At 71.0% G+C, this 25038-nt stretch carries 21 protein-coding genes; 17 read left to right on the top strand and 4 right to left on the bottom strand.

All coding sequences use genetic code 11. The features are described 5' to 3' along the window. The first annotated feature begins 61 nt into the window (after positions 1-61). Positions 62-466, top strand: coding sequence for a DUF3040 domain-containing protein (locus ACFYQ6_RS01610; RefSeq protein ID WP_361570299.1), 405 nt, complete (start codon positions 62-64; stop codon positions 464-466). A gap of 444 nt (positions 467-910) precedes the next feature. On the opposite strand, the gene ACFYQ6_RS01605 is transcribed toward ACFYQ6_RS01610, so the two are convergent. The 4 genes from ACFYQ6_RS01605 to ACFYQ6_RS01590 all read right to left on the bottom strand — a co-directional run bounded on the left by ACFYQ6_RS01605 (position 911) and on the right by ACFYQ6_RS01590 (position 6603). Next, positions 911-3448 (bottom strand): DUF3488 and DUF4129 domain-containing transglutaminase family protein, encoded by a 2538-nt coding sequence (locus ACFYQ6_RS01605; RefSeq protein WP_388759726.1) that lies wholly within the window; start codon positions 3446-3448, stop codon positions 911-913. After that, positions 3445-4803, bottom strand: a complete 1359-nt coding sequence (locus ACFYQ6_RS01600; RefSeq protein ID WP_361570293.1) for a DUF58 domain-containing protein — start codon at positions 4801-4803, stop codon at positions 3445-3447. Before ACFYQ6_RS01600 ends, ACFYQ6_RS01605 begins: the two co-directional genes overlap by 4 nt. Then, positions 4803-5849, bottom strand: coding sequence for an AAA family ATPase (locus ACFYQ6_RS01595; RefSeq protein WP_388759723.1), 1047 nt, complete (start codon positions 5847-5849; stop codon positions 4803-4805). Before ACFYQ6_RS01595 ends, ACFYQ6_RS01600 begins: the two co-directional genes overlap by 1 nt. A gap of 190 nt (positions 5850-6039) precedes the next feature. Continuing rightward, positions 6040-6603: a carbonic anhydrase gene (locus ACFYQ6_RS01590; RefSeq protein ID WP_361570287.1), complete on the bottom strand. Its 564-nt coding sequence runs from the start codon at positions 6601-6603 to the stop codon at positions 6040-6042. Between the two features lie 403 nt (positions 6604-7006). Between ACFYQ6_RS01590 and rsmH the strand changes: the two genes are divergently transcribed. The 16 genes from rsmH (at position 7007) to ACFYQ6_RS01510 (ending at position 25020) form a co-directional block, all read left to right on the top strand. Further along, positions 7007-7972, top strand: coding sequence for a 16S rRNA (cytosine(1402)-N(4))-methyltransferase RsmH (gene rsmH / locus ACFYQ6_RS01585; protein ID WP_361570285.1), 966 nt, complete (start codon positions 7007-7009; stop codon positions 7970-7972). A gap of 49 nt (positions 7973-8021) precedes the next feature. Further along, positions 8022-8555 carry a septum formation initiator family protein gene (locus tag ACFYQ6_RS01580; RefSeq protein WP_388759719.1) on the top strand — a complete coding sequence of 178 codons (534 nt, stop codon included), beginning with the start codon at positions 8022-8024 and terminating at the stop codon, positions 8553-8555. Between the two features lie 4 nt (positions 8556-8559). After that, complete coding sequence (locus ACFYQ6_RS01575; RefSeq protein WP_361570279.1) at positions 8560-10545, top strand: penicillin-binding protein 2; 1986 nt, start codon at positions 8560-8562, stop codon at positions 10543-10545. 16 nt (positions 10546-10561) lie between these two features. Continuing rightward, on the top strand, positions 10562-12292 hold the full coding sequence (locus ACFYQ6_RS01570) for a UDP-N-acetylmuramoyl-L-alanyl-D-glutamate--2,6-diaminopimelate ligase (RefSeq protein ID WP_388759715.1): 1731 nt from the start codon (positions 10562-10564) through the stop codon (positions 12290-12292). Between the two features lie 4 nt (positions 12293-12296). After that, positions 12297-13715: a UDP-N-acetylmuramoyl-tripeptide--D-alanyl-D-alanine ligase gene (gene murF / locus ACFYQ6_RS01565; RefSeq protein ID WP_361570273.1), complete on the top strand. Its 1419-nt coding sequence runs from the start codon at positions 12297-12299 to the stop codon at positions 13713-13715. Beyond that, positions 13712-14782 carry a phospho-N-acetylmuramoyl-pentapeptide-transferase gene (mraY, locus tag ACFYQ6_RS01560; RefSeq protein WP_361570270.1) on the top strand — a complete coding sequence of 357 codons (1071 nt, stop codon included), beginning with the start codon at positions 13712-13714 and terminating at the stop codon, positions 14780-14782. Before murF ends, mraY begins: the two co-directional genes overlap by 4 nt. Then, the gene (murD, locus tag ACFYQ6_RS01555) at positions 14764-16197 is read left to right on the top strand and encodes a UDP-N-acetylmuramoyl-L-alanine--D-glutamate ligase (protein WP_361570267.1); all 1434 of its coding nucleotides are present in this window, start codon (positions 14764-14766) and stop codon (positions 16195-16197) included. The genes mraY and murD overlap by 19 nt, the downstream gene beginning before the upstream one ends. Positions 16198-16341: 144 nt before the next feature. Further along, positions 16342-17811, top strand: coding sequence for a putative lipid II flippase FtsW (ftsW, locus tag ACFYQ6_RS01550; protein ID WP_361570264.1), 1470 nt, complete (start codon positions 16342-16344; stop codon positions 17809-17811). Positions 17812-17817: 6 nt separating this feature from the next. Beyond that, positions 17818-18912 (top strand): undecaprenyldiphospho-muramoylpentapeptide beta-N-acetylglucosaminyltransferase, encoded by a 1095-nt coding sequence (gene murG / locus ACFYQ6_RS01545; RefSeq protein WP_145802162.1) that lies wholly within the window; start codon positions 17818-17820, stop codon positions 18910-18912. Between the two features lie 49 nt (positions 18913-18961). Next, positions 18962-19756: an FtsQ-type POTRA domain-containing protein gene (locus tag ACFYQ6_RS01540; RefSeq protein ID WP_361570261.1), complete on the top strand. Its 795-nt coding sequence runs from the start codon at positions 18962-18964 to the stop codon at positions 19754-19756. Between the two features lie 276 nt (positions 19757-20032). Next, positions 20033-21247, top strand: a complete 1215-nt coding sequence (ftsZ, locus tag ACFYQ6_RS01535) for a cell division protein FtsZ (protein ID WP_361570258.1) — start codon at positions 20033-20035, stop codon at positions 21245-21247. Continuing rightward, complete coding sequence (gene pgeF, locus ACFYQ6_RS01530; RefSeq protein WP_361570255.1) at positions 21244-21999, top strand: peptidoglycan editing factor PgeF; 756 nt, start codon at positions 21244-21246, stop codon at positions 21997-21999. Before ftsZ ends, pgeF begins: the two co-directional genes overlap by 4 nt. A 3-nt stretch (positions 22000-22002) precedes the next feature. Next, a complete protein-coding gene (locus ACFYQ6_RS01525; RefSeq protein WP_361570252.1) occupies positions 22003-22722 on the top strand; it encodes a YggS family pyridoxal phosphate-dependent enzyme in 720 nt (239 codons plus the stop codon). Positions 22723-22849: 127 nt separating this feature from the next. Further along, positions 22850-23461, top strand: coding sequence for a cell division protein SepF (locus ACFYQ6_RS01520; RefSeq protein ID WP_145802169.1), 612 nt, complete (start codon positions 22850-22852; stop codon positions 23459-23461). A 67-nt stretch (positions 23462-23528) separates the two neighbouring features. Beyond that, entirely contained in the window at positions 23529-23825 is a 297-nt protein-coding gene (locus ACFYQ6_RS01515) for a YggT family protein (RefSeq protein WP_145802170.1), read from the top strand. A 49-nt stretch (positions 23826-23874) separates the two neighbouring features. Beyond that, positions 23875-25020, top strand: a complete 1146-nt coding sequence (locus tag ACFYQ6_RS01510) for a DivIVA domain-containing protein (protein ID WP_356735991.1) — start codon at positions 23875-23877, stop codon at positions 25018-25020. Positions 25021-25038: the final 18 nt, after the last annotated feature.

Below are 25038 nucleotides of genomic sequence, written 5' to 3'. Positions count from 1 at the left end.
CTGCCTATCCTGGAAGGGCCGCATACCGGTCGCCCCCGCGGCCGACGACGAGGAGGACTCCGTGCCGCTCTCGGAGCACGAGCAGCGAATGCTCGAGCAGATGGAGCGAGCGCTGTACGCCGAAGATCCCAAGTTCGCTACAGCGCTTGAGGGAAGCGGGCTGCGCAGGTACACCCGGCGACGGGTCTACCAGGCGGTGGTCGGCTTTCTGGTGGGTATCGCGCTCCTCATGGCCGGAATGGTTTTCCAGCAGACCTGGGTCAGCGTGGCGGGTTTCCTCGTCATGCTGGGCTGCGCCGTGCTGGCGGTCACCGGGTGGCGCAAGGCGCCCAAGCCCGGTGAGCAGCAGCCGGCCGGGAGTGCGAGCGGGGGTGGAGGCGAACGCCGACACCCCAGGCAGCGCCGGTCGATGATGAACCGGATCGAAGAGCGGTGGCAGCGCCGCCGCGACGAACAGGGCCAGTGAGCGCTTTGCGCCCCGGCCGGTGGACACCCCCCGGCCTGCGACGCGGTGCGCGCACACCGAGAACTTGACGCTGGACCCCACGTGAGGGGCGGTCGCACTCTGCGACCGCCCCTCACGCGTTGCCGGCTCACGGCCGGTGCGGGACCGGTGTCGGCCGGTACGGGGGTGGAGGCGGGGCACGGGCGGCGCCTGCCGCACACCGGCACCGGCCGGGCTCCGTGACTTTCAGACCAACCCTGACTCACGTCATTGGGCCCGGCCCGAATCGAGGGCCGCGGCCCCGGCCTGGCATGACCGCCGGCTGGGCGGGAGCCGGTGAGCCGGGGAAGGCGTGGGCGCCGGGAGTGCCGGGCGGCGATGCCGAGGGTCCCGGGAGCACCGGAGTGGGTGAGCGCGGGACCGGGCCTGGGGCCTGTCGGTGCAGGTCGAGGCCCGATCCCGGCGTCAGCCCTGCTGCCGCGACGGCCTGCGCAGACGCGCCGCCCAGCCGGCACGTCCCAGCCGGTCCGACCACCTCCGGCCGAGCTCCGCCCGTCCCTCCGAAATCGCCCAGATCACCCGAACGGCGGAACGGGGAGCGAGCGTCGCCCGCACCCTGCCCCAGCGGCCGGCCGAGGCCCACAGCCCCGCCCGTACCTCCCGCACGTCCTCCGCCGACCCGGCGACCGCGCGGGGCTCCGGGGCGTACAGCACCTGCTCCACCGAACCCGCCAGCCGGTGGGCCGCCGAGGCCGCAGCTCCGTCGAGGCCACCCAGTCGTACGACACGGGCCGCGGCCTTGCGAGGGGTCTGCGACTCGTCCGGGACGATGCCGTGGTCCCAGGCCGTGTCGGTCATCTCCCGCCAGGCGGCCATCACCCGTGCGGCGGCATCCGCGGAGGTACGGCCGGAGGAACCGAGCCGCCCGGGGCGGGCCCCCGAGTCCGCCGCGCCGTCGAAGCCAGCCGGTCGTACGGAACCGTCCGCGGCCTGGCCCGGCCGTGGGGTGGCGTCCGCGGTCGTACGGCCGGGGGAACCCAGCCGGCGGCTCCGCGCCCGTAGTCGCCAGAGCATCGGCAGCAACGGGAGCGTCAGCACCGCCAGGGAGCCCAGGACCCACAGGACCACCTCACCGACCGGCGTCCCCGGATCGGCCGAATCCACCGCACCGGGAACCGGGGCCACACCGCACTGGCCCTGCCGGCGCTCCTGCGCCGGGCACGACTCCGACGCGGAGGGAGCAGCCGTCGGCGCCACGGAGGCACCGTCCGTGGGCAGCGCGGGATCGCTCGGGTCCTGGGAGGGCACGTCCGGCCGGGTGTACGCCGGGGTGCTTCCGCGGGACGGAGTCGGCTCGAAGCGGGTCCACCCCACGCCCTCGAAGTACAGCTCGGGCCAGGCGTGCGCGTCCCGCAGCCCCACCGACACCGAACCGTCGGCCTGGACCGTGCCGGGCGTGAAGCCCACCGCGACCCGGGACGGAATTCCCAGCGCCCTGGCCATCGCGGCCATCGTGGAGGAGAAGTGGACGCAGAAGCCCTCCTTCTCCTTCAGGAACCGTTCGATCGCCGTCGTGCCGGTCCCCGAGGTCACCGTCGTGTCGTAACGGAAACCGCCCCCGGAAGCGAACCAGTCCTGGAGTTTCACGGCCCGCTCGTAGTCGTCGGCCGCGCCCTCCGTGACCCGCTCGGCCGTTTCCTCGACCACGTCGGGGAGCGACGCGGGGAGCCGGGTGTACTCACGGACCAGTTCCGAACGCGGTGCTCTCGCCGCGCCCAGCTGCGAGGCCGTGGGCTCCACCACCAGGCTGCTGACCTCGTAGCGGGCGCCGCCCGTCGTCTGGCCGTCGTCACCGACGAGGGTGCGCCCCTCGGGCTCGTACCTCCAGCGGCCCTGGACGTCCACCTCGCTCGCCGGGTAGGGGAGCGGCAGATACGTCTGCTGGTACGAACGCGAGGCCGAGATGTTCGTCCGGATCTCGGTGACGGCGACATCCGTGCCCAGCCCGCTCGGCTGAGGCAGCCGGTCCGGCACATCCCTCAGCCGGCGGGTCGACGGCCGCCACTCGCCGCCGCTGAACTGGTCCAGCGCGAGAATGCGCAGATAGAAGTCCTGCGGGCTCGCGGAGTTGGTGCGATACGTCATCACCTCCCGGTTCTCCGGCTGGTTGAGGTTGTTCTGGAGGGAGACCAGCGGATTCACCGCCGAGATCGTCCCTCCGCCTCCACCCCGGCCCGTCCCGCCGCCCGTGCCGCCCAGGAGCCCGCCGTCCAGCGCGGGAAGGGCGGCGGGGACGGCCAGTGCGATGCCCAGCGCCACCGCGCCGATACGCCGTCCCGTGCGGACCGGGGCGAGGGCACGTCCCGAGCCCTCCAAACCGGCGGCCAGACCGTTCGACGTACGGGACACACCGCCGAAGACCCGCCCCCACTGGGACAGCCGGTCCCGGCCCTCGGCCAGCAGGAGCAGCAGATACCCGCACGCGGCGAGCGTGAACCAGAGCCATCCCGCGCCGCCGTCGGAGAGCCCGGCCGCCACCGAGTAGAGGGCGAGCAACGGCAGTCCGGCTGGTGCGGCCGTGCGGAAGGTCACCGCGAGGACGTCCACGGCGAGGCCTATGAGCAGCACACCGCCGATCAGCATCAGGCGGATGCCGTCCGTCGCAGGTGCGGGGATGGCGTACCTGCTGACGTCGTCGGCGCCCGCGGTCAGCAGGTCGGCGAGGTGCTGGACCGCCTGCGGACCGGGCAGCACACCGAACAGGGCGTGGCCCCTGGCGAACGCCACCGTGAGCGTCACGAGGGTGACGGCCACCTGGAGGGAGACCGTCAGTATCCGCGCGAGGCGCATCCGGCGGGCGAGCGCGCCCACACCGGTCTGGACGGCCAGCAGGAAACCGGCCTGCAGCACCCACTTCGACGTCTCGACCAGAGGCAGCAGCGCCCCCGCCGCCAGCATCGTGGCCACGAAGGCGCACAGCGCCAGTCGGGTACGACCACTCATGACCATCCCCCGGAGAACCCTGTCGTCGATCCGGTGCCGGAGTGCTCCTGGCCCGCCTGCTGCCAGAGCCGGGAGAGCTCCGCCCCGGGCGGCACCGGCACCGCTGTCCATCCCGCTTCCCTCAGCACCCGCAGGCGCTCGGCGGCCGGAGCCGCCGGAGCGGCGGTCCTGCCGCGCGCCCAGTCGTCGCTGTCGAGCACGAACGCGACGGCCCCGCGGCTGCGCTGCCGCATCCTGGCCGCCACGGCCCTCTGCTCCTCGTCGAGATCACCGAAGAACGCCACCAGCAGCCCTTCGTTGCTCCCCCGGAGCACGTCGTGGGCGCGGGAGATGCCGCCCCCGTCGGAGTGGTCGACGACCGCCAGGGTGTCCATCATCAGGCCCGCCGAATCCGCGGAATCCTGGGTCGATCCCGCATAGCCCTCGGCGGTCTCGCCGGGCACGGTGCTCCCGTCGTCCGTGAGGAGCCGCACCGCGAAGCCGCGCTCCAGCATGTGGAGCAGGGCGGAGGCCGCCCCGGCCACGGCCCATTCGAAGGCCGACCCGGGCCCAGCGCCCTCATAGGCGATCCGCCGGGTGTCCAGGAGCACCGTGCACCTGGCCCGCTGCGGCTGTTCCTCCCGGCGCACCATCAGCTCGCCGTAGCGCGCGGTGGACCGCCAGTGGACCCGCCGCAGGTCGTCGCCGTGGCGGTAGCCGCGCGGAATGGTGTCGTCCTCGCCCGCCAGTGCCAGCGAACGCTGCCTTCCGTCGCCGTACCCGGAGGCTTCACCGGCCAGCCGCAGCGCCGGAAGCGGCTCGGTACGGGGGACGACGACGAGGGTGTCGTAGGCGCTGAAGGAACGCGTGAGCTCGCACATGCCGAAGGGATCGCTGAGCCGCAGCTGGAGCGGCCCCAGCGGATAGCGCCCGCGCAGATCGGACCGGACTCGGTAGGACACCTCCCGGACACCGCCCGCCTCCACCCGGTCCAGGACGAACCGGGGCCGGGGGCCCAGCACGTAGGGGACGCGGTCCTGGAGCATCAGCAGGCCCGTGGGCAGCCGCGAGACGTTCTCCATACGCAGATGGACCCGCGACTCCGATCCCGCCGGCACCCGGGACGGGGACAGCCGCCGGCTGCCTGCCACCCGGTCGCGGGTCCGGTGGAGCACGATGACGCAGACCAGCGGGAGCACCGCAAGCAGCAGACCGACCCGCAGCAGATCACCCTGGCCGAGGACGTAGGCGCAGGCGGCCGCCGCCACCCCGGCGGCGAGGAACGACCGGCCCCGCGTCGTCAGCCCGCTCAGAGCCGCCCGCAGGCCGCCCTTGTCGTCGCCTTCGTCCACAGGGCCGGGCCCACCGGCCGTCATCACAGCCGCCGGGCGCCGGGCTGCGGGCCGTACACCGGGCCGCCGGGCCGGTGCTGGGGCTGTGCCGGGGCGGCAGCGCCACCCGAGGTCGGCACCGGGGTGCGCTGGAGGATGTCGAGCACGACCTGCTCGGAGGTACGGCGGTTGAGCTGCGCCTGCGCCGTGGGCAGCAGGCGGTGCGCGAGCACCGGCACCGCGAGGGCCTGGACGTCGTCCGGCAGGGTGTAGTCACGCCCGGCGAGCGCCGCCGAGGCCTTGGCCGCCCGCAGGAGATGGAGGGTCGCGCGCGGGGACGCCCCGAGTCTGAGATCCGGGTGCCGGCGGGTGGCGCCCACCAGCTCCACCGCGTACCGCCGGACGGACTCGGCCACGTGGACCATGCGCACCGCCTCGATCAGCTTCACGATGTCGTGGGCGTGGGCCACCGGCTGCAGGTCGTCCAGCGGTGAGGCGCCGCCGTGCACGTCGAGCATCTGCAGCTCGGCCTCCGCGCTCGGGTACCCGATCGAGACACGGGCCATGAACCGGTCGCGCTGAGCCTCGGGCAGCGGATACGTGCCCTCCATCTCGACCGGGTTCTGCGTGGCGACGACCATGAAGGGATCGGGCAGCTCATAGGTCTGGCCGTCCATCGTGACCTGCCGCTCCTCCATCGACTCCAGCAGCGCCGACTGGGTCTTGGGCGAGGCACGGTTGATCTCGTCGCCGATCACGATCTGGGCGAAGATCGCGCCGGGCTTGAACTCGAAGTCACGCCGCTGCTGATCGAAGATCGACACCCCGGTGATGTCGGAGGGCAGCAGATCCGGTGTGAACTGGATGCGCCGCACCGAGCAGTCGATGGACCGCGCCAGCGCCTTGGCCAGCATCGTCTTGCCGACCCCGGGCACGTCCTCGATGAGGAGGTGCCCCTCGGCGAGCAGCACGGTCAGCGAGAGCCGTACGACCTCAGGCTTGCCCTCGATCACACCCTCGACCGACCTGCGCACCCGCTCCGCTGTCGTGGTCAGATCTGTGAGGCTCGCTCGATCGTCATAGGTCGTCACCCGGCCCTCCTCGGCCCCTTGTGCACGGGCCGACGCACAGAGCCGCCCGGCCCGCTCCGAAATACGGACACTCTCCGGAGGACCCGGAGAGATGTCACACCCGCATTCTTGTTGCCGTTACCGCTTCGTGTCACTCGCCTGTGGACAACTGGGGGCGATATGCCGGATGTGGTCCGTATGTCGGGGGACTTCAGGAGGCGGGGAGGATCTCGCGCAGCTTGCCCGTGGTCACGTCGAAGACGAATCCGCGGACGTCGTCCGTGTGCAGGAGGAAGGGTGACGTGCGCACACGCTGCATCGACTGCCGGACGTCCTGGTCGGCGTCCGAGTAGGCCTCCACGGCCCAGGCCGGGCGCTGCCCGACCTCGAGCTCCAGCTCCCGCCTGAAGTCCTCGGTGAGGGACTCCATGCCGCAGTTCGTGTGGTGGATGAGGATGACGCTGCGGGTGCCGAGCGCGCGCTGACTGATGGTCAGCGACCGCAGGACGTCGTCGGTGACCACGCCGCCCGCGTTGCGGATGGTGTGACAGTCACCCAGCTCCAGGCCCAGCGCCCGGTGGAGGTCGAGGCGGGCGTCCATGCACGCGACGACGGCGACCTTCAGTACGGGTCGCGCGTCCATGCCCGGGTCGGTGAACGCCTCCGCGTAACGCGTGTTCAGGTCGACCAGACGGTCGGTGACTGTCTCTCCGGACGGGGCACCGGAGGTGGTGGGGGAATCGGTCTCGGCGGAAGACTGCGCAGAAGTCGACATAACCATGACGTTATCCTCCGCCATTGCTCCCGGCGTGCTGTGGAAGGGGACAAAGAACGTCAACGTGGCTTGTTGTGAGGTAACCCACAAGCCTCACGCCCGGACGCCCGACCGGGTGAGGTTCGCCGCATCGCTCAGGCGGTACGACGCGCTGCGCCGTTCGTTGATCGGGAATGGATCGGATGGCAGGGTGGACTAAAGTGACGCGAAGTTACCGACACGCCTGCACATTCCGCATTTTTTACTTCGAGTTCCTGTGATGTGCGGCGTACATGCGGCCCGGCCCTCTCCCGCTCGTGGTCGGCCGACGCCCCTTCCCCGGCGCCGGCGGACCTCCCCTTCCGAGCGGGCGGGGACCAGACCGCACGTGCGGCCATCACGGGACAGAGCCTGAGAGGGCGCATTGAGCCAGACCCGACACGTCCCGGTGATGCTCCAGCGATGCCTGGACCTGCTGGCCCCGGCTCTGGAGGCGACAGGCCCGCAGCCCCCCGTCGTCGTGGACTGCACCCTGGGGCTCGGCGGGCACAGCGAGGCCATGCTCGCCGCCTTCCCCGACGCCCGGCTCGTCGCCCTGGACCGTGACAAGGAGGCGCTGCGCCTCTCCGGTGAGCGCCTCGCACCGTACGGCGACCGGGCCACCCTGGTGCACGCCGTCTACGACGAGCTGCCCGAGGTGCTCGAAAGACTCGGCATCCCCAAGGTCCAGGGCGTGCTGTTCGACCTGGGTGTCTCCTCGATGCAACTGGACGAGGCCGACCGCGGCTTCGCCTACGCCCAGGACGCGCCGCTCGACATGCGCATGGACCAGACGACCGGCATCGGCGCGGCCGAGGTACTCAACACCTACCCGCCGGGTGAACTCGTGCGGATCCTGCGCGCCTACGGCGAGGAGAAGCAGGCCAAGCGCATCGTGTCGGCCATCGTGCGTGAGCGCGCGAAGGAACCCTTCACCAACAGCGCCCGTCTCGTCGAGCTCATCCGCGACTCCCTTCCGCAGGCCGCCAAGCGCACCGGAGGAAATCCGGCCAAGCGCACCTTCCAGGCCCTGCGCATCGAGGTCAACGGCGAACTCACCGTCCTGGAGCGGGCCATTCCGGCCGCGGTGGCCAGTCTCGCCGTCGGTGGCCGGATCGCGGTCCTCTCCTACCACTCGCTGGAGGACCGGCTCGTCAAGCAGGTCTTCGCCGCAGGCGCCGCCAACACGGCGCCGCCCGGACTGCCCGTGGTCCCCGAGCGCTACCAGCCCCGGCTGAAGCTGCTCACCCGAGGCGCCGAACTGCCCACCGAGGAGGAGGTCGCCGAGAACCGGCGCGCCGCTCCCGCCAGGCTGCGCGGCGCCCAGCGGATCCGCGAGGAGGAGCGATGAGCGCCCCCCGCCCGCCCGGCCGGACGCCGGTGAGGGCGGTGGCGACGCCGTGACCGGGACGGCCGAGCAGATGAAGGGGCGGGCCGGCCGCCTCGCACGGCTGATGCCGTCGGGGCCGAGCACCGCTGCCCGTACCCCCTTCGTCCTGCTGGTCGTGCTGCTGCTCGCCGGTGGCCTGATCTCGCTCCTCCTGCTGAACTCGGCACTCAACGAAGGATCGTTCAGGCTCAGCAAGCTGGAGCGGGAGACGACCGAGCTCACCGACGATCAGCAGGCCCTCCAGCGCGACGTGGACAGCTACTCCGAGCCCGACGCGCTGGAACGCCGCGCCAGGGAGCTCGGCATGGTGCCCGGCGGCAGCCCCGCCTTCCTGAACCCGGACGGCACCGTCAGCGGTGTACCGGAGCGCGCCACCGCCGCACCGTCACCCACGGCGGCCCCCGAACCGGCGGCGAGCACGCCCTCCGCCTCGGCCTCCCCGTCCGGGTCCGCCTCGCAGGCCTCCGCCGCGTCCACCCCGGCGCCCTCCGCGACCCTCACCCCCTCACCCTCGACATCGCCCTCGACCAGCCCCGGCAGGTGACGCAGTGCCGTCCAAGGAACCGCCGCGCCGTCGCGTACCCGGCCCCGCGCGCCCCCGTAACGCGGCGAGCGGATCGGGCCGGCCCCGGCCCGCCGGCCGTCCGGCCACGCGGCGGCCTGCCGCGGCCCGGAAGCGGCGCGGCGGATCCCCGCAGTCCATCCGCCTGGGCAGCCCACGGCCCAGGCTCCGGCTGATCAGCCTCTGCCTGACGCTGGTGATGCTGGCGTTCGTCGTACGGCTCCTCCAGGTCCAGGCCGTCGACGCCGCCACCTACGCCGCGAAGGCCGAGAAGAACCGCTACCTCGAATACACGATCGCGGCCGAACGCGGAGAGATCACCGACCGCAGCGGTATCGCCCTGGCCACCAGCGTCGACGCGCACGACATCACGGCCGACCCGAAGCTGTTCACTCCCGAGGACAGCAAGGCGCCGGACGCCCCGCAGCAGGCGGCGGCGCTGCTCGCCCCGATCCTCGGCAAGGACGAGGCGGAGCTCGCCGAGAAGCTCTCGACCCCCAGGAGCCGCTACACGGTGCTGGCGCGCCGCCAGACCCCGCAGGTCTGGAAGCAGATCAAGGACCTCAAGTCCGTCTTCGCGGAGAAGGCGGCCGAGGACAAGGCCGCCGGGGGCCCCGGAGCCAACGTGCTGGCCGGAGTCCTCCAGGAGCCCACCACCAAGCGGGTCTACCCGAACGGCGGCCTCGCCGCCGGGATACTGGGGTTCGTCAACGCCGAGGGCAAGGGCGGCGGCGGCCTGGAAGCACAGCTGAACGGGCAGCTCCAGGGCGAGGACGGCAAGATCCGCTACGCCCAGGCGGGCGGCCGTCCCGTCCCCACGGCCGGCTCCACGGAGATCCCGGCCGTCGCGGGCACCGACGTCGAGCTGACGATCGACCGCGACATCCAGTGGGCGGCCCAGCGCGCCATCGCCGACCAGGTCGAGAAGTCCGAGGCGGACCGCGGCTACGTGGTCGTGCAGAACACCAGGACCGGCGAGGTCCTGGCCATGGCCAACGCCCCCGGCTACGACCCCAACGACCTCACGCGGAGCGACACGACGGCCCTGGGCAACGCGGCGCTCCAGGACGTGTACGAACCGGGCTCCACCAGCAAGGTCATGTCGATGGCCGCCGTGCTGGAGGAAGGGGCCGCGACACCCGGGACGCACGTCACCGTGCCCAACCGGCTGCACCGCGGCGACCGGCTCTTCCGGGACGACATCGACCACCCCACCTGGTACCTCACGCTCAACGGCGTACTCGCCAAATCGAGCAACATCGGCACCATCCTGGCCACCGGCCAGCTCGGCAGGACCCAGGCGGAGGCCAACAAGGTCCTGCACTCCTACCTGCGTAAATTCGGCATCGGCAGCACCACGGGGCTCGACTACCCGGGCGAGTCGCCCGGCATCCTCGCCAAGCCGCAGGACTGGTCGACCTCGCAGCAGTACACGATCCCGTTCGGCCAGGGCCTCTCGCTCAACGCCATGCAGGCCGCTTCGGTCTACCAGACGATCGCCAACGGCGGGGTCCGGATCGAGCCGACCCTGGTCCGCGGCACCAAGGACGCGGACGGCAACTACAGCGCGTCCGAAGCCCCCGAACGCACCCGGGTGGTCAGCGAGAAGACCGCCAAGACCCTGGCGAAGATGCTGGAGTCCGTCGTGGACGACCGGGAAGGCACCGGGACGAAGGCCCACATCCAGGGCTACCGGGTCGCGGGCAAGACGGGCACGGCCAACCGGGTCGACCCCGTACGCGGTGTCTACAAGGGCTACACCGCCTCCTTCGCGGGTTTCGCGCCCGCGGACGATCCGCAGATCACCGTCTACTGCGCCATCCAGAACCCCACCAAGGGCAGCTACTTCGGCGGACAGATCTGCGGCCCGATCTACAAGAAGGTCATGGAGTTCGCCCTCAAGACCCTCCAGACCCCTCCCTCCGGCAGCGCTCCCGCCCGGCTGCCGGTGTCCTTCAAGCCCGGCGAGTGACTCGGGGGAACCCTCAGTGACGACCATCACCCCTGATCCCGGGAACCGGAACGAGAAGTACCGCAACCCCGGCCCCTCACTTCGCGAGAGGCCGGGTCCGCCCGGTACGCTCACCGCCGTGCCCCACCCTGATCAGTGCCAAACCACTCAGAAGGACGCGCCTGTGAACTACCCGGGAGCGCCCCGACCGGACCGGCTCACGCCGACCTCCCTCGGAGAGCTGGCAGCCCGGCTCGGCGCAGGACCGCAGGACGCCGGTGAGGTCACCGGCATCACCCACGACTCGCGAGCCGTACGCCCCGGGGACGTGTACGCGGCCCTGCCCGGTGCCCGCTTCCACGGCGCGGACTTCGCCGCACAGGCCGCCGGCCTCGGCGCGGCCGCGATCCTCACCGACCCGGCGGGCGCAGAGCGCGCCGCCGCCACCGGCCTCCCGGTCCTCGTGACGGAGAACCCGCGCGGCCGGATGGGAGACCTCGCGGCGGAGATCTACGGACGGCCCGGCGCCGGCCTCCTCCAGATCGGCATCACCGGAACGTCCGGCAAGACCACCACGGCCTACCTCGTCGAGGGCGGCCTGCGCGGTGCCGGACGCAGCACCGGGCTGATCGGCACCGTCGAGATGCGGATCGGCGACGAGCGCATCAAGTCGGAGCGCACCACCCCCGAAGCCACCGATCTCCAGGCCCTGTTCGCCGTCATGCGCGAACGCGGGGTCGAGGCGGTCGCCATGGAGGTCTCCAGCCACGCCCTCGTGCTCGGCCGGGTCGACGGCTGCGTCTTCGACGTCGCCGTCTTCAACAACCTCAGCCCGGAGCACATGGAGTTCCACTCCGGGATGGAGGACTACTTCCAGGCCAAGGCGCAGCTGTTCACGCCGGAGCGCAGCAAGCTCGGTGTCGTCAACTTCGACGACGAGTACGGCCGCAGGCTGGTCGAGGAGGCGTCCGTCCCGGTCGTCACGTTCTCCGCGGAGGGCCACCCCGACGCCGAGTGGCGGGCCGAGGGTGTCGAGGTCGGTCCCCAGGACAGCACCTTCACCGTGGTCGGCCCCAAGGGCGAGCGGATCACCGCGAAGGCCCCCCTGCCGGGCCCCTTCAACGTGGCCAACACCCTCGCGGCGATCGTCACCCTGGCCGTCGCGGGTGTCGACCCGCAGACCGCCGCCGACGGTGTCGCGGCTGTCCCGGGGGTCCCCGGACGGCTGGAACGCGTCGACGCGGGACAGCCGTACCTCGCCGTCGTCGACTACGCGCACAAGACCGACGCCGTCGAATCCGTCCTGCGCTCCCTGCAGAAGGTCACCGAGGGCCGGGTGCACATCGTGCTCGGCTGCGGCGGTGACCGTGACACGACCAAGCGTGGCCCGATGGGTGCCGCCGCGGCCCGGCTCGCCGACACCGCCGTACTGACCTCGGACAACCCCCGCTCCGAGGACCCCCTCGCGATCCTCGCCGCCATGCTGTCCGGCGCGGCCGAGGTGCCCGTCCATGAGCGCGGCGACGTGCTCGTCGACGCGGACCGGGCCGCGGCCATCGCCGCCGCGGTCGCCCGGGCCGAGCCCGGCGACACCGTGCTGGTGGCCGGAAAGGGACACGAGCAGGGCCAGGACGTCCACGGAGTGGTCCGCGCCTTCGACGACCGGAAGGTCCTGCGCGAGGCCATCGAGCGTTCCCTGGGGCGTGCGAGCACCGTGCACACCTCTCAGGACCGCGTACACACCCACGAGAACAACAGTCAGGGATGACCAAGTGATCGCCCTTTCCCTCGCCGAGATCGCCGGAATCGTCGGCGGGCAGCCGTACGACGTACCGGACCCGTCCGTCACCGTCACCGGCCCCGTCGTCATCGACTCCCGGGAGGTGCGGCAGGGCTCCCTGTTCGCCGCGTTCGCGGGTGAGCGGGTCGACGGCCACGACTACGCGCAGGGCGCCGTCGAGGCGGGCGCGACCGCGGTGCTGGCCGCGCGCCCCGTCGGCGTCCCGGCGATCGTCGTGGACGACGTCGTGGCGGCGCTCGGCGCCCTGGCACGCGCCGTCGTCGAGCGCCTCGGCACCGCTGTCGTCGCGCTCACCGGATCGGCGGGCAAGACGTCCACGAAGGACCTCATCGCCCAGCTGCTGGAGCGCAAGGCGCCCACCGTCTGGACGCCGGGCTCCCTCAACAACGAGATCGGCCTGCCCCTCACCGCGCTGCGGGCGACGGCGGAAACCCGCCACCTGGTGCTGGAGATGGGGGCGCGCGGTATCGGCCACATCCACTACCTCGCGAACCTGACGCCGCCGAGCATCGGGCTTGTTCTCAACGTGGGCAGCGCCCACATCGGCGAGTTCGGCAGCCGGGAGGCGATCGCCCAGGCCAAGGGTGAGCTCGTCGAGGTCCTCCCGGAGGACGGCGCGGCGATCCTCAACGCCGACGACCCGCTCGTGCGGGCGATGTCGTCCCGCACAAAAGCCCGGGTGCTGCTCTTCGGAGAGGCCCCGGATGCGGACGTACGGGGAGAGAACGTGCGGCTCACGGACGACGGCCGCCCCGCTTTCGAGCTCCACACACCCACCGGGTGCAGCGACGTGACCTTGCGCCTGTACGGTGAGCACCACGTGTCGAACGCGCTCGCCGCGGCCGCCGTCGCCCATGAGTTGGGCATGTCCGTGACTGAGATCGCCGATGCGCTCTCCGGGGCGGGCACCCTCTCCCGCTGGCGCATGGAGGTCACCGAGCGTCCGGACGGTGTGACGGTCGTCAATGACGCCTACAACGCGAACCCCGAATCCATGAAGGCCGCACTCCGTGCGCTGGCCGCCATGGGCAAGGCCCGACGGGCAGCCGGGGGGCGCACGTGGGCGGTGCTCGGTCAGATGGCCGAGCTCGGCGACTCGTCGCTCGCCGAGCACGACGCGGTCGGACGGCTCGCCGTCCGGCTCAACGTCAGCAAGCTCGTCGCTGTCGGGGGAAGAGAAGCCTCCTGGCTGCAACTGGGCGCATATAACGAGGGTTCGTGGGGTGAGGAGTCGGTGCACGTGTCCGACGCACAGGCGGCCGTCGACCTGTTGCGCAGTGAACTGCGCCCGGGAGACGTCGTGCTGGTGAAGGCGTCCCGGTCGGTCGGCCTGGAGAAGGTCGCCCTGTCACTGCTGGAGACGACCGAGGGCGAGGTCGCCGTCCGATGAGGCAGATCCTCTTCGCGGGGGCCATAGGGCTCTTCCTGACCCTGGTCGGCACTCCGCTGCTGATCAAACTTCTGGCCCGCAAGGGCTACGGGCAGTTCATCCGGGACGACGGCCCGCGTACCCACGGCAGTAAAAAGGGCACCCCCACCATGGGTGGTATCGCCTTCATCCTGGCGACGATCATCGCGTACGTCCTGGCGAAGGTGATCACCGGCGAGGAGATGCGCTTCTCCGGCGTCCTCGTCCTGTTCCTGATGGCCGGGATGGGCCTCGTCGGTTTCCTCGACGACTACATCAAGATCGTCAAGCAGCGCTCGCTGGGTCTTCGGGCCAAGGCGAAGATGGCCGGCCAGCTGATCGTCGGCATCGCGTTCGCCGTCCTCTCGCTGCAGTTCGCCGACATCAGGGGCAACACCCCGGCATCCACCCGGCTCTCCTTCGTCGAGGACTTCGGCTGGTCCATCGGACCGGTGCTGTTCGTCGTCTGGGCGCTGTTCATGATCCTCGCCATGTCCAACGGCGTGAACCTGACGGACGGTCTGGACGGCCTGGCCACCGGCGCGTCGGTGATGGTCTTCGGCGCGTACACCTTCATCGGGCTGTGGCAGTTCCAGGAGTCGTGCGCCAACGCGACCACCCTGACCAACCCCCAGGCGTGTTTCGAGGTACGCGACCCGCTCGACCTCGCGGTCGTCGCCTCCGCGCTGATGGGTGCCTGCTTCGGCTTCCTGTGGTGGAACACCTCACCCGCGAAGATCTTCATGGGTGACACCGGTTCGCTCGCTCTCGGCGGGGCGCTCGCCGGTCTCGCGATCTGCTCCCGCACCGAGTTCCTGCTGGCCATCCTCGGCGGCCTCTTCGTGATGATCACCATGTCCGTGGTCATCCAGGTCGGTTCGTTCAAGATGACCGGCAAGCGGGTCTTCCGGATGGCACCGCTGCAGCACCACTTCGAACTCAAGGGCTGGTCCGAAGTCCTGGTCGTGGTCCGCTTCTGGATCATCCAGGGCATGTGCGTGATCGTCGGACTCGGCCTCTTCTACGCGGGATGGGCAGCCAAGAAGTGAGCAACGTGGACTGGCAGGGCAAGCACGTCACGGTCGCCGGGCTCGGGGTGAGCGGAATCCCCGCCGCCCGCGCCCTGCACGAGCGGGGTGCCCTCGTCACCGTCGTCAACGACGGCGACGACGAGCGCTCCCGGGCCCAGGCCGCGGAGCTGGAGGCGGACGGGATCACCGTGCGCCTCGGCGACGGGGCGACCCTGCCCGAGTCCACCGAGCTCGTCGTCACGGCTCCCGGATGGAAGCCGGACAAGCCCCTTTTCCTGGCAGCCGCCGAGGCGGGCGTCCCCGTCTGGGGTGACGTCGAGCTCGCCTGGCGGCTGCGGGGCCCCGACGCCGCACCCTGGCTCGCGGTCACCGGCACCAACGGCAAGACCACGACCGTGCGGATGCTCGCCTCGATCCTGGAGGCAGCGGGACTGCGCACGGCCGCGGTCGGCAACATCGGGGTCTCGCTGCTGGACGCGGTGCTCGGCGACGAGACGTACGACGTGCTCGCCGTCGAGCTCTCCAGCTACCAGCTGCACTGGGCCCCCTCCCTGCGCGCCCACTCCGGGGCCGTGCTCAATCTGGCCCCCGACCACCTCGACTGGCACGGTTCCATGGCCGGTTACGCCGCAGACAAGGGGCGGATCTACGAGGGCAACACCGTCGCGTGTGTCTACAACGCGCAGGACGGGGCCACGGAGGACCTCGTACGCGAGGCCGACGTGGAGGAGGGCTGCCGGGCGATCGGCTTCACCCTCGGCGCGCCCGCGCCCTCGCAGCTCGGAGTGGTCGACGGCATCCTGGTCGACCGCGCCTTCGTGGCCGACCGGCAGAAGAACGCCCAGGAGCTCGCGGAGGTCGGCGACGTCCAGCCGCCGGCCCCGCACAACATCGCCAACGCCCTGGCCGCCGCGGCGCTCGCCCGCGCCTTCGGCGTCCCGCCTGCCGCCGTGCGCGACGGGCTGCGGGCCTTCCGTCCGGACGCGCACCGCATCGAGCACGTCGCGGACGTCGACGGAGTCACGTACATCGACGACTCCAAGGCCACCAACACGCACGCGGCCGAGGCATCCCTCGCGGCCTACGAGCCGATCGTGTGGATCGCCGGGGGCCTCGCCAAGGGCGCCACCTTCGACGAGCTCGTCACCGGGGCCGCGAAGCGGCTGAGGGGCGTCGTGCTGATCGGCGCCGACCGGGCGCTGATCCGCGAAGCCCTGGCGCGACACGCCCCCGAGGTACCGGTGGTCGACCTCGACCGGACCGACACTGGTGCGATGTCCGAGGCGGTACGCGAAGCGGCCGGTCTGGCAGAGCCCGGTGACACCGTGCTGCTGGCCCCGGCCTGTGCCTCGATGGACATGTTCGTCAACTACAACAAGCGGGGCGAGGCGTTCGCGGAGGCGGTCCGCGGACTCTCCGGCGAGAGCGCCTGACGGCCCCGGCCTCAGCGGCGTACGGTCCCGGTGACCGGGAACGGTGACCGGGAACGGTGACCGGCCCCCGGGCCGGACGGCGTGCGGCACCGCCGGGGGCCCGGCGCCGGACCCCGGGCACGAGCAGTGGAGGGGACAGCGACAATGCCGGCCGACGAGAGCGCAGCCGCGCGTGGAGCCGACCGCTCACGGGCGGCCTCGGCCATCAGCGGCGCGCTCACCCCGCCCCTGTTCGCCGGACCGCTGCCCGCGGGTGCGGGAGCCGTCCCGGGGCTCGCCCTGCGGAGCCGGCCCGCAGCGGGGCCCAGGCGGCCCTCCGCACCACGCGGAGGCGGAACACCGAGGGCCGGAGGAGGGCAGCAGCCCCGGCCGCGCCGGGGCGCCGGGGTGCGGCGGACCTACGAGCGGGCACGACGGGCCTGGGACCGCCCTCTGACCGCGTACTACCTGATTCTCGGGTCGAGCCTGCTGATCACCGTGCTGGGCCTCGTGATGGTCTACTCCGCCTCGATGATCAAGGCGCTGGAACTCGCCCGGCCCAGCACCTACTTCTTCCGCAAGCAGTTCATCGCGGCCGTCATCGGGGCCGCGCTGATGCTGCTGGCCTCCCGGATGCCGGTCAAACTCCACCGGGCGCTGGCCTACCCGCTGCTCATGGGCACGGTCTTCCTGATGGTCCTGGTACAGGTGCCGGGGATAGGGATGTCGGTCAACGGCAACCAGAACTGGATCTATCTGGGCGGGCCCTTCCAGCTCCAGCCGAGCGAGTTCGGCAAGCTGGCCCTCATCCTGTGGGGCGCGGACCTGCTCGCCCGCAAACAGGACAAGCGGCTGCTGACGCAGTGGAAACACATGCTCGTGCCGCTCGTGCCGGTCGCCTTCATGCTGCTCGGGCTGATCATGCTCGGCGGGGACATGGGGACAGCGATCATCCTCACAGCGATCCTCTTCGGCCTTCTCTGGCTGGCCGGCGCCCCCACCCGGCTCTTCGCCGGTGTACTCGCCTTCGCCGGTCTCATCGGTTTCGTCCTCATCAAGACCAGCCCCAACCGGATGTCCAGGCTCGCCTGCATCGGCGCCTCCGAACCCGGCCCGGGGGACTCGTGCTGGCAGGCGGTGCACGGAATCTACGCTCTCGCGTCCGGCGGATGGTTCGGTTCCGGGCTCGGCGCGAGTGTGGAAAAATGGGGGCAACTACCTGAACCGCACACCGACTTCATCTTCGCCATCACCGGGGAGGAACTGGGTCTGGCGGGGACGCTGTCGGTACTGGCCCTCTTCGCGGCTCTAGGCTATGCGGGTATCCGCGTGGCCGGACGCACGGAGGACCCCTTCGTGAGGTACGCAGCCGGAGGCGTGACCACCTGGATCACGGCGCAGGCCGTGATCAACATCGGTGCGGTGCTCGGCCTGTTGCCGATCGCCGGTGTCCCGCTTCCGCTGTTCTCCTACGGGGGCTCGGCCCTGCTGCCGACCATGTTCGCTGTCGGGCTCATGATCGCCTTCGCGCGAGAGGACCCTGCGGCGAGAGCGGCCCTGGCCATGCGGAGGCCCGGGGTCAGATGGAAGACGATGAGACGGCGCGTCACGAAGCGTCCGTCCGGAGAGCGGTGAATTTCGGTGCATGTCGTACTCGCCGGCGGGGGGACCGCCGGGCACATCGAGCCCGCGCTTGCCCTCGCAGACGCCCTGCGGAGGCAGGACCCGACCGTGGGAATCACTGCCCTCGGCACGGAACGCGGACTCGAGACCAGGCTCGTACCCGAGCGGGGGTACGACCTGGCACTGATCCCCGCCGTACCGCTGCCGCGCAAGCCCACACCCGAGCTGATCACCGTCCCGGGGCGGCTGCGCGGCACCATCAAGGCCGCCGAGCAGATCCTGGAGCGCACCAAGGCGGACTGCGTGGTCGGCTTCGGCGGCTACGTCGCCCTGCCCGGCTATCTCGCGGCCAAGCGCGCCGGCGTCCCCATCGTCGTCCATGAGGCCAACGCCCGGCCGGGCCTGGCCAACAAGATCGGTTCGCGTTACGCCCACGGCGTAGCCGTCTCCACCCCGGACAGCAAGCTGCGCGGCGCCCGCTACATCGGCATCCCGCTGCGCCGCACCATCGCCACCCTCGACCGGGCCCGGGTCCGCCCCGAGGCGCGCGCCGCCTTCGGGCTCGACCCGAATCTGCCCACGCTGCTCGTCTCGGGCGGCTCGCAGGGCGCACGCCACCTCAACGAGGTGGTCACCCGGATCGCACCGCTGCTCCAGCGGTCCGGAATCCAGATCCTGCACGTGGTCGGCCCGAAGAACGAATTGCCGCGCATCGACAACATGCCCGGGATGCCGCCCTACATCCCGGTACCGTACGTGGACCGGATGGACCTCGCGTACGCCGCGGCCGACATGATGCTCTGCCGCGCGGGCGCGATGACCGTCGCCGAACTCTCCGCCGTCGGGCTCCCCGCCGCCTACGTCCCGCTGCCCATCGGCAACGGCGAACAGCGGCTCAACGCCCAGCCGGTGGTCAACGCCGGCGGCGGCCTGCTGGTGGACGACGCGGCGCTCACCCCGGAATGGGTGCAGGGCAACGTCCTTCCGGTGCTCTCGGATCCGCACAGGCTGTACGAGATGTCCCGTGCCGCCGCGGAGTTCGGGCGACGGGACGCCGACGACCTCCTCGTCGGCATGGTGTACGAGGCGATTGCCGCACGCCGCCAGGCGTGAGGCGGTGCGGACCCGGGGCGGAAGCCCCGGGTCCGGCGAAGGAGCGAGCGTGGCCGGACCGACGACTGCCCAGCGCGGTGACGCCGAACGGGCCGACACCCCGGCCCGCCCTCCGCACATCGGCCCGCAGAAGAGCCGGCTGACCGGACGCACCCGCCTGATCCTGGCCGCGGCCGGCCTGGCGCTGACCGCCGCGGCCACGGTCTGGGTGCTCTACGGCTCGTCCTGGCTGCGCCTGGAGCAGGTGACGATCACCGGCACGGGAGTCCTGACCCGCACCGAGGTGGAGGCGGCCGCGGACGCCCCCGTCGGCGCCCCGCTGATCTCCGTGGACACCGGCGCGATCGCGGACCGGTTGCGCCAGAAGTTGCCTCGTGTCGACTCCGTGGATGTCGTACGGTCATGGCCGCACGGAATCAGCCTTAAAGTGACGGAACGAAAGCCCGTCCTGCTGGTCGAAAAGGGCGGAAAGTTCATTGAAGTGGACGCGAAGGGCGTGCGCTTCGCAACCGTGGACAAAGCGCCCCCGCATGTGCCGCTGCTGGAATTGACGCCGGACCGGTCGGCCAGTCTGCGCCGCTTCGGCGGTGACCGGCTGGTGCGGGAAGCGGTCCGCATCGCGGGCGACCTTCCGGGGAAGGTGGCCAGGGAGACCGAGTCGGTGCGGGTCACCTCGTACGACTCCGCCGTTCTCGAACTGACCCGTGGCCGCACGGTGATGTGGGGGAGCAGCGAGGAGGGGCCCGTGAAGGCGCGGGTACTCACCGCTCTCATGAAAGCGTCTCCCAAAGCGGGACACTTCGACGTGAGTGCACCCAGCGCCCCTGCGGCGTCGAAGAGTTGACGCACGTTTGGCCTGGCCAGCCCCCTGGTTGGTCAGCGCTACGGGTGATCACATAGGGTGAAAAGAAAAACGGGAGGTTCGGCGTGTTCGTTGAACGCGCGCCACTTGTCGACTTAGTGTCCTGTTCGGAAGAGTCCATGAAGCAGACACACTGGTAACCCTAAACTTCAAGGTTAGGGTTTGGGTCGGCGTCCGGACCGACCCAATCGGCATCCGTCGTCGCGGCGGGACTACCGCCAAGCGACGACACGTAACTCGAGGCGAGAGGCCTTCGACGTGGCAGCACCGCAGAACTACCTCGCAGTCATCAAGGTCATCGGTGTCGGCGGCGGTGGTGTCAATGCCATCAACCGAATGATCGAGGTCGGCCTCAAGGGCGTCGAGTTCATCGCGATCAACACCGATGCGCAGGCACTGTTGATGAGCGACGCCGACGTCAAGCTCGACGTCGGCCGTGAACTCACCCGTGGCCTCGGAGCCGGGGCGAACCCGGCCGTCGGTCGCAAGGCGGCAGAGGACCACCGTGAGGAGATCGAGGAGGTCCTCAAGGGGGCCGACATGGTCTTCGTCACCGCCGGAGAAGGCGGCGGCACCGGCACCGGCGGCGCACCCGTCGTCGCCAACATCGCCCGCTCGCTGGGCGCCCTGACGATCGGTGTGGTCACCCGCCCGTTCACCTTCGAGGGCCGGCGGCGCGCGAACCAGGCGGAGGACGGCATCGCCGAGCTCCGCGAAGAGGTCGACACCCTCATCGTCATTCCCAACGACCGGCTGCTGTCCATCTCGGACCGCCAGGTCAGCGTGCTCGACGCCTTCAAGTCGGCCGACCAGGTGCTGCTCTCGGGTGTCCAGGGCATCACCGACCTCATCACGACCCCGGGTCTGATCAACCTCGACTTCGCCGACGTCAAGTCGGTCATGTCCGAGGCCGGATCGGCGCTCATGGGCATCGGCTCCGCCCGCGGCGACGACCGCGCGGTGGCGGCGGCGGAGATGGCGATCTCCTCGCCGCTCCTGGAGGCGTCCATCGACGGCGCCCGCGGTGTCCTGCTCTCCATCTCCGGTGGCAGCGACCTCGGTCTCTTCGAGATCAACGAGGCCGCGCAGCTGGTGAGCGAGGCGGCACACCCCGAGGCGAACATCATCTTCGGCGCGGTCATCGACGACGCGCTGGGCGACGAGGTCCGGGTCACGGTCATCGCCGCGGGCTTCGACGGCGGACAGCCGCCGGCCCGCCGGGAGAACGTCCTCGGGGCCGGCGCCGGCAAGCGCGAGGAGCCGGCTCCGCCGGCCCGGGCCGCGGAGCCGGTGCGTCAGACGAGCGGGCTGGGTTCCGTGCCCCCGCGCGAGGAGCCGCAGGCCCCGGCCGAGCCGGCGCCCGTGGTGAACGAGACCTCGCTGCCGCCGGTCTCCCCTCCGCACGTCCCGACGGCCCGTCCCTACCAGGACAGTCAGGCCGAAGAGCTGGACGTACCGGACTTCTTGAAGTGATAGGTCCGCAGCACGCGGCCGAGGCCGCGGAGTCTTCGGCGGGCGGCGCCCACTTCGCTTTCACCGACAGGTGGGGCGGAGTGAGCGCCGTTCCGTTCGAGGAGCTCAATCTCGGCGGCGCGGTCGGCGACGACCCCGCCGCTGTCGTCACGAACCGGGCCCGCGCGGCAGGGGCCCTCGGCCTCGACCCGGCGCGGGTCGTCTGGATGAACCAGGTGCACGGGCGCGACGTGGCCGTGGTCGAGGGTCCCTGGGGCGACGCCTCGGAGATCCCCGCCGTGGACGCCGTGGTGACCGCCCGGCGGGGACTTCCGCTCGCGGTCCTCACCGCCGACTGCACACCCGTACTGCTGGCCGATCCGGTGGCCGGGGTCGTCGCCGCCGCCCACGCGGGAAGGCCCGGCCTGGTCGCGGGAGTCGTCCCGGCCGCGGTCGAGGCCATGACCGCGCTCGGCGCCGAACCGGCCAGGATCGTCGCGCACACCGGCCCGGCGGTCTGCGGCCGGTGCTACGAGGTGCCGGAGCAGATGCGCGCCGAGGTCGCGCAGGCCGTCCCGGCGGCGTGGTCCCGGACCAGCTGGGGAACCCCGGCGGTGGACGTCACGGCCGGGGTGCACGCCCAGCTCGACGCGCTCGGCGTCGTCGACCGGCACCGTTCGCCGTTCTGCACCCTCGAATCGGGCGATCACTTCTCGTACCGCCGCGACCGCACCACGGGACGGCTCGCCGGATATGTCTGGTTGGACGGATAGGACATGACGGATCGCAGGACTCAACTCGCCACGAACCTGGCACGGGTGGAGGAACGTATCGCTTCCGCCTGTGCCGCGGCGGGCCGCAAGCGGGAAGAGGTGACGCTCATCGTCGTCACCAAGACCTACCCCGCGAGCGACGTGCGCATTCTGCACGAACTCGGTGTGCGTCAGGTCGCGGAGAACCGCGATCAGGACGCGGCGCCAAAAGCCGCCGCATGTGCGGATCTGTCCCTCACATGGCACTTTGTCGGTCAGTTGCAGACCAACAAGGTTCGCTCCGTGGCCGGTTATGCCGGTGTGGTGCAGTCGGTGGACCGCGTGAAGCTGGTCACCGCACTCTCCGCGGCGGCGGTGCGGGGCGAGCGCGAACTCGGCTGCCTCATCCAGGTCGCACTCGACGCCGGGAGCGGCGAGCGCGGAGACCGGGGCGGTGTCGCGCCCGACGCGATCGGCGAGTTGGCCGACGCCGTCGAGGCCGCGCCGGGGCTGAGACTCGACGGCCTCATGACCGTCGCCCCGCTCGCGGGTCCGTACGCCGGCCGGCAACGGGCCGCGTTCGACCGGCTGATGGAAATCTCATCCCGCCTGCGCGGGAACCATCCGGCTGCGAACATGGTCTCTGCTGGGATGAGTGCGGATCTCGAGGACGCGGTTGCGGCCGGAGCGACACATGTACGCGTCGGTACGGCGGTACTCGGAGTCCGACCCCGGCTCGGGTAACGTCGCGAAGCAAGTCGGACCACAGCAGAAAATATGGTCATTCCCGCTCCTCGCGGGCAGGCCGGAGTGGATCTCGGGCACTTGGTGACACGAATGCCGATCCACCACAGAGCGGAGGACTCGGAGCATGGCCGGCGCGATGCGCAAGATGGCGGTCTACCTCGGCCTCGTGGAGGACGATGGGTACGACGGTCCGGGGTTCGACCCCGACGACGAATTCGAACCCGAGCCGGAGCCCGAACGTGACCGGCGCCGGCACCAGCCCGCCCACCAGGTGGAGCGGGAAAGGGACGAACCGGTACGAGCGGTGCAGCCTCCCGCGCCCCGGGAGCCGGTTCAGCTCCCGGCGGAAAGCGGACGACCCGCCCGAATCGCACCCGTGGCATCCATCACACCTGACCGCCCGAACATGGAGAAGAACGCACCGGTGATCATGCCCAAGGTCGTGTCCGAGCGGGAGCCCTACCGGATCACCACGCTGCACCCCAGGACCTACAACGAGGCCCGTACCATCGGGGAACACTTCCGTGAGGGCACTCCGGTGATCATGAACCTCACGGAGATGGACGACACCGATGCGAAGCGACTTGTCGACTTTGCCGCGGGACTCGTCTTCGGTCTCCATGGCAGCATTGAGCGCGTGACGCAGAAGGTGTTCCTGTTGTCGCCTGCTAACGTCGATGTCACGGCGGAGGACAAGGCCCGCATCGCAGAGGGCGGGTTCTTCAACCAGAGCTGAGAACACCGGGAACAAACCCGGCCGGTAGGCCGGGCAACGAGAGCCAGGGGAGAGGGAAGCGCGGGACATGGGCGTCGCACTGGATGTGGTCTATATCGCGCTGATGTGTTTCCTCATCGTGCTGATCTTCCGGCTGGTCATGGACTATGTCTTCCAGTTCGCACGTTCATGGCAGCCAGGCAAGGCGATGGTGATCGTTCTCGAGGGCACTTACACTGTCACCGATCCACCGCTGAAGCTTCTGCGGCGGTTCATACCGCCGTTGCGTCTCGGGGGCGTGGCACTTGACCTGTCCTTCTTCGTTCTGATGATCATCGTCTACATACTGCTCAGCCTCGTGGGCAAATTTGCGAGCAGCGTGTGAACGATACGGTCTTGCCGACTGCCGACGACTACGTAGAGGTGAAGAAGAGATGCCGCTGACCCCCGAGGACGTGCGGAACAAGCAGTTCACGACCGTCCGCCTCCGAGAAGGCTATGACGAGGACGAGGTCGATGCCTTCCTCGACGAGGTCGAATCGGAGCTGACCCGTCTGCTCCGTGAGAACGAGGACCTGCGCGCCAAGCTGGCCGCCGCCACGCGTGCGGCCGCGCAGAACCAGCAGCAGCAGGGCATGCGTAAACCCCCGGAACAGCAGGACAGGCCCGGTGCCCCGGTGCCCGCCGCCATATCTGGTCCGCCGGTGCAGCAGCAGCCCCCGCAGATGGGTCCCCCCCAGCTGCCCGGTGGCGCTCCGCAGCTGCCTGCCGGTCCCAGCGGCCATGGTCCCCAGGGCGGCCACGGTCCCGGTCCGCAGGGCCCGCACGGCCCCGGCCCGATGCAGGGCGGTCCCATGGGTGGCCCGATGGGCGGTCCCATGGGTGGTCACGCTCCGCAGCAGCAGATGCAGCAGCAGCAGATGCAGCAGATGCAGCAGCCCGGTCAGGGCCCCGGTGGCGACAGTGCCGCCCGTGTCCTCTCCCTTGCCCAGCAGACCGCCGACCAGGCGATCGCGGAGGCCCGTTCCGAGGCCAACAAGATCGTCGGCGAGGCGCGCAGCCGTGCCGAGGGCCTCGAGCGTGACGCCCGTGCCAAGGCCGACGCCCTGGAGCGGGACGCGCAGGAGAAGCACCGCGTGGCGATGGGCTCGCTCGAGTCGGCCCGCGCGACGCTGGAGCGCAAGGTCGAGGACCTGCGTGGCTTCGAGCGCGAGTACCGGACCCGCCTGAAGTCCTACCTGGAGAGCCAGCTGCGTCAGCTGGAGACCCAGGCCGACGACTCGCTGGCTCCGCCGCGTACCCCCGCCGCCGCTTCGCTGCCGCCGTCGCCTTCGCTGGCTCCGGCCGGCGCGGGTGCGATGGGGCACACCATGGGCGGCAACCACGGTGGTCACGGCAGCCCGCAGATGGGCAGTGGCAACCAGTCGATGGGTGGTGGACCGTCGTACGGCGGCGGCCAGCAGCAGATGTCGCCCGCGATGACGCAGCCGATGGCACCGGTGAGGCCGCAGGCCCCGCAGCCGATGCAGCAGGCTCCGTCGCCGATGCGCGGCTTCCTGATCGACGAGGACGACAACTGAGCGGTGCGCGCTCGCTGA

The organism is Streptomyces sp. NPDC005494 (genome assembly GCF_042872025.1).
Taxonomy (GTDB): Bacteria; Actinomycetota; Actinomycetes; order Streptomycetales; family Streptomycetaceae; genus Streptomyces.
Note: the sequence above shows the minus strand (reverse complement) of the source record. Positions and strands in the feature narration are given on the sequence as shown.

Excerpts from the sequence above, each read along its gene's own strand:
- mraY (WP_361570270.1), top strand. The coding sequence starts at position 13,712 with ATGAGGCAGATCCTCTTCGCGGGGGCCATAGGGCTCTTCCTGACCCTG.
- ACFYQ6_RS01520 (WP_145802169.1), top strand. The coding sequence starts at position 22,850 with ATGGCCGGCGCGATGCGCAAGATGGCGGTCTACCTCGGCCTCGTGGAG.
- ACFYQ6_RS01600 (WP_361570293.1), bottom strand. The coding sequence starts at position 4,803 with ATGACGGCCGGTGGGCCCGGCCCTGTGGACGAAGGCGACGACAAGGGC.
- ACFYQ6_RS01525 (WP_361570252.1), top strand. The coding sequence starts at position 22,003 with ATGACGGATCGCAGGACTCAACTCGCCACGAACCTGGCACGGGTGGAG.
- ACFYQ6_RS01510 (WP_356735991.1), top strand. The coding sequence starts at position 23,875 with ATGCCGCTGACCCCCGAGGACGTGCGGAACAAGCAGTTCACGACCGTC.
- ACFYQ6_RS01590 (WP_361570287.1), bottom strand. The coding sequence starts at position 6,603 with ATGTCGACTTCTGCGCAGTCTTCCGCCGAGACCGATTCCCCCACCACC.
- ACFYQ6_RS01605 (WP_388759726.1), bottom strand. The coding sequence starts at position 3,448 with ATGAGTGGTCGTACCCGACTGGCGCTGTGCGCCTTCGTGGCCACGATG.
- ACFYQ6_RS01515 (WP_145802170.1), top strand. The coding sequence starts at position 23,529 with ATGGGCGTCGCACTGGATGTGGTCTATATCGCGCTGATGTGTTTCCTC.
- ftsW (WP_361570264.1), top strand. The coding sequence starts at position 16,342 with ATGCCGGCCGACGAGAGCGCAGCCGCGCGTGGAGCCGACCGCTCACGG.
- murD (WP_361570267.1), top strand. The coding sequence starts at position 14,764 with ATGGGCAGCCAAGAAGTGAGCAACGTGGACTGGCAGGGCAAGCACGTC.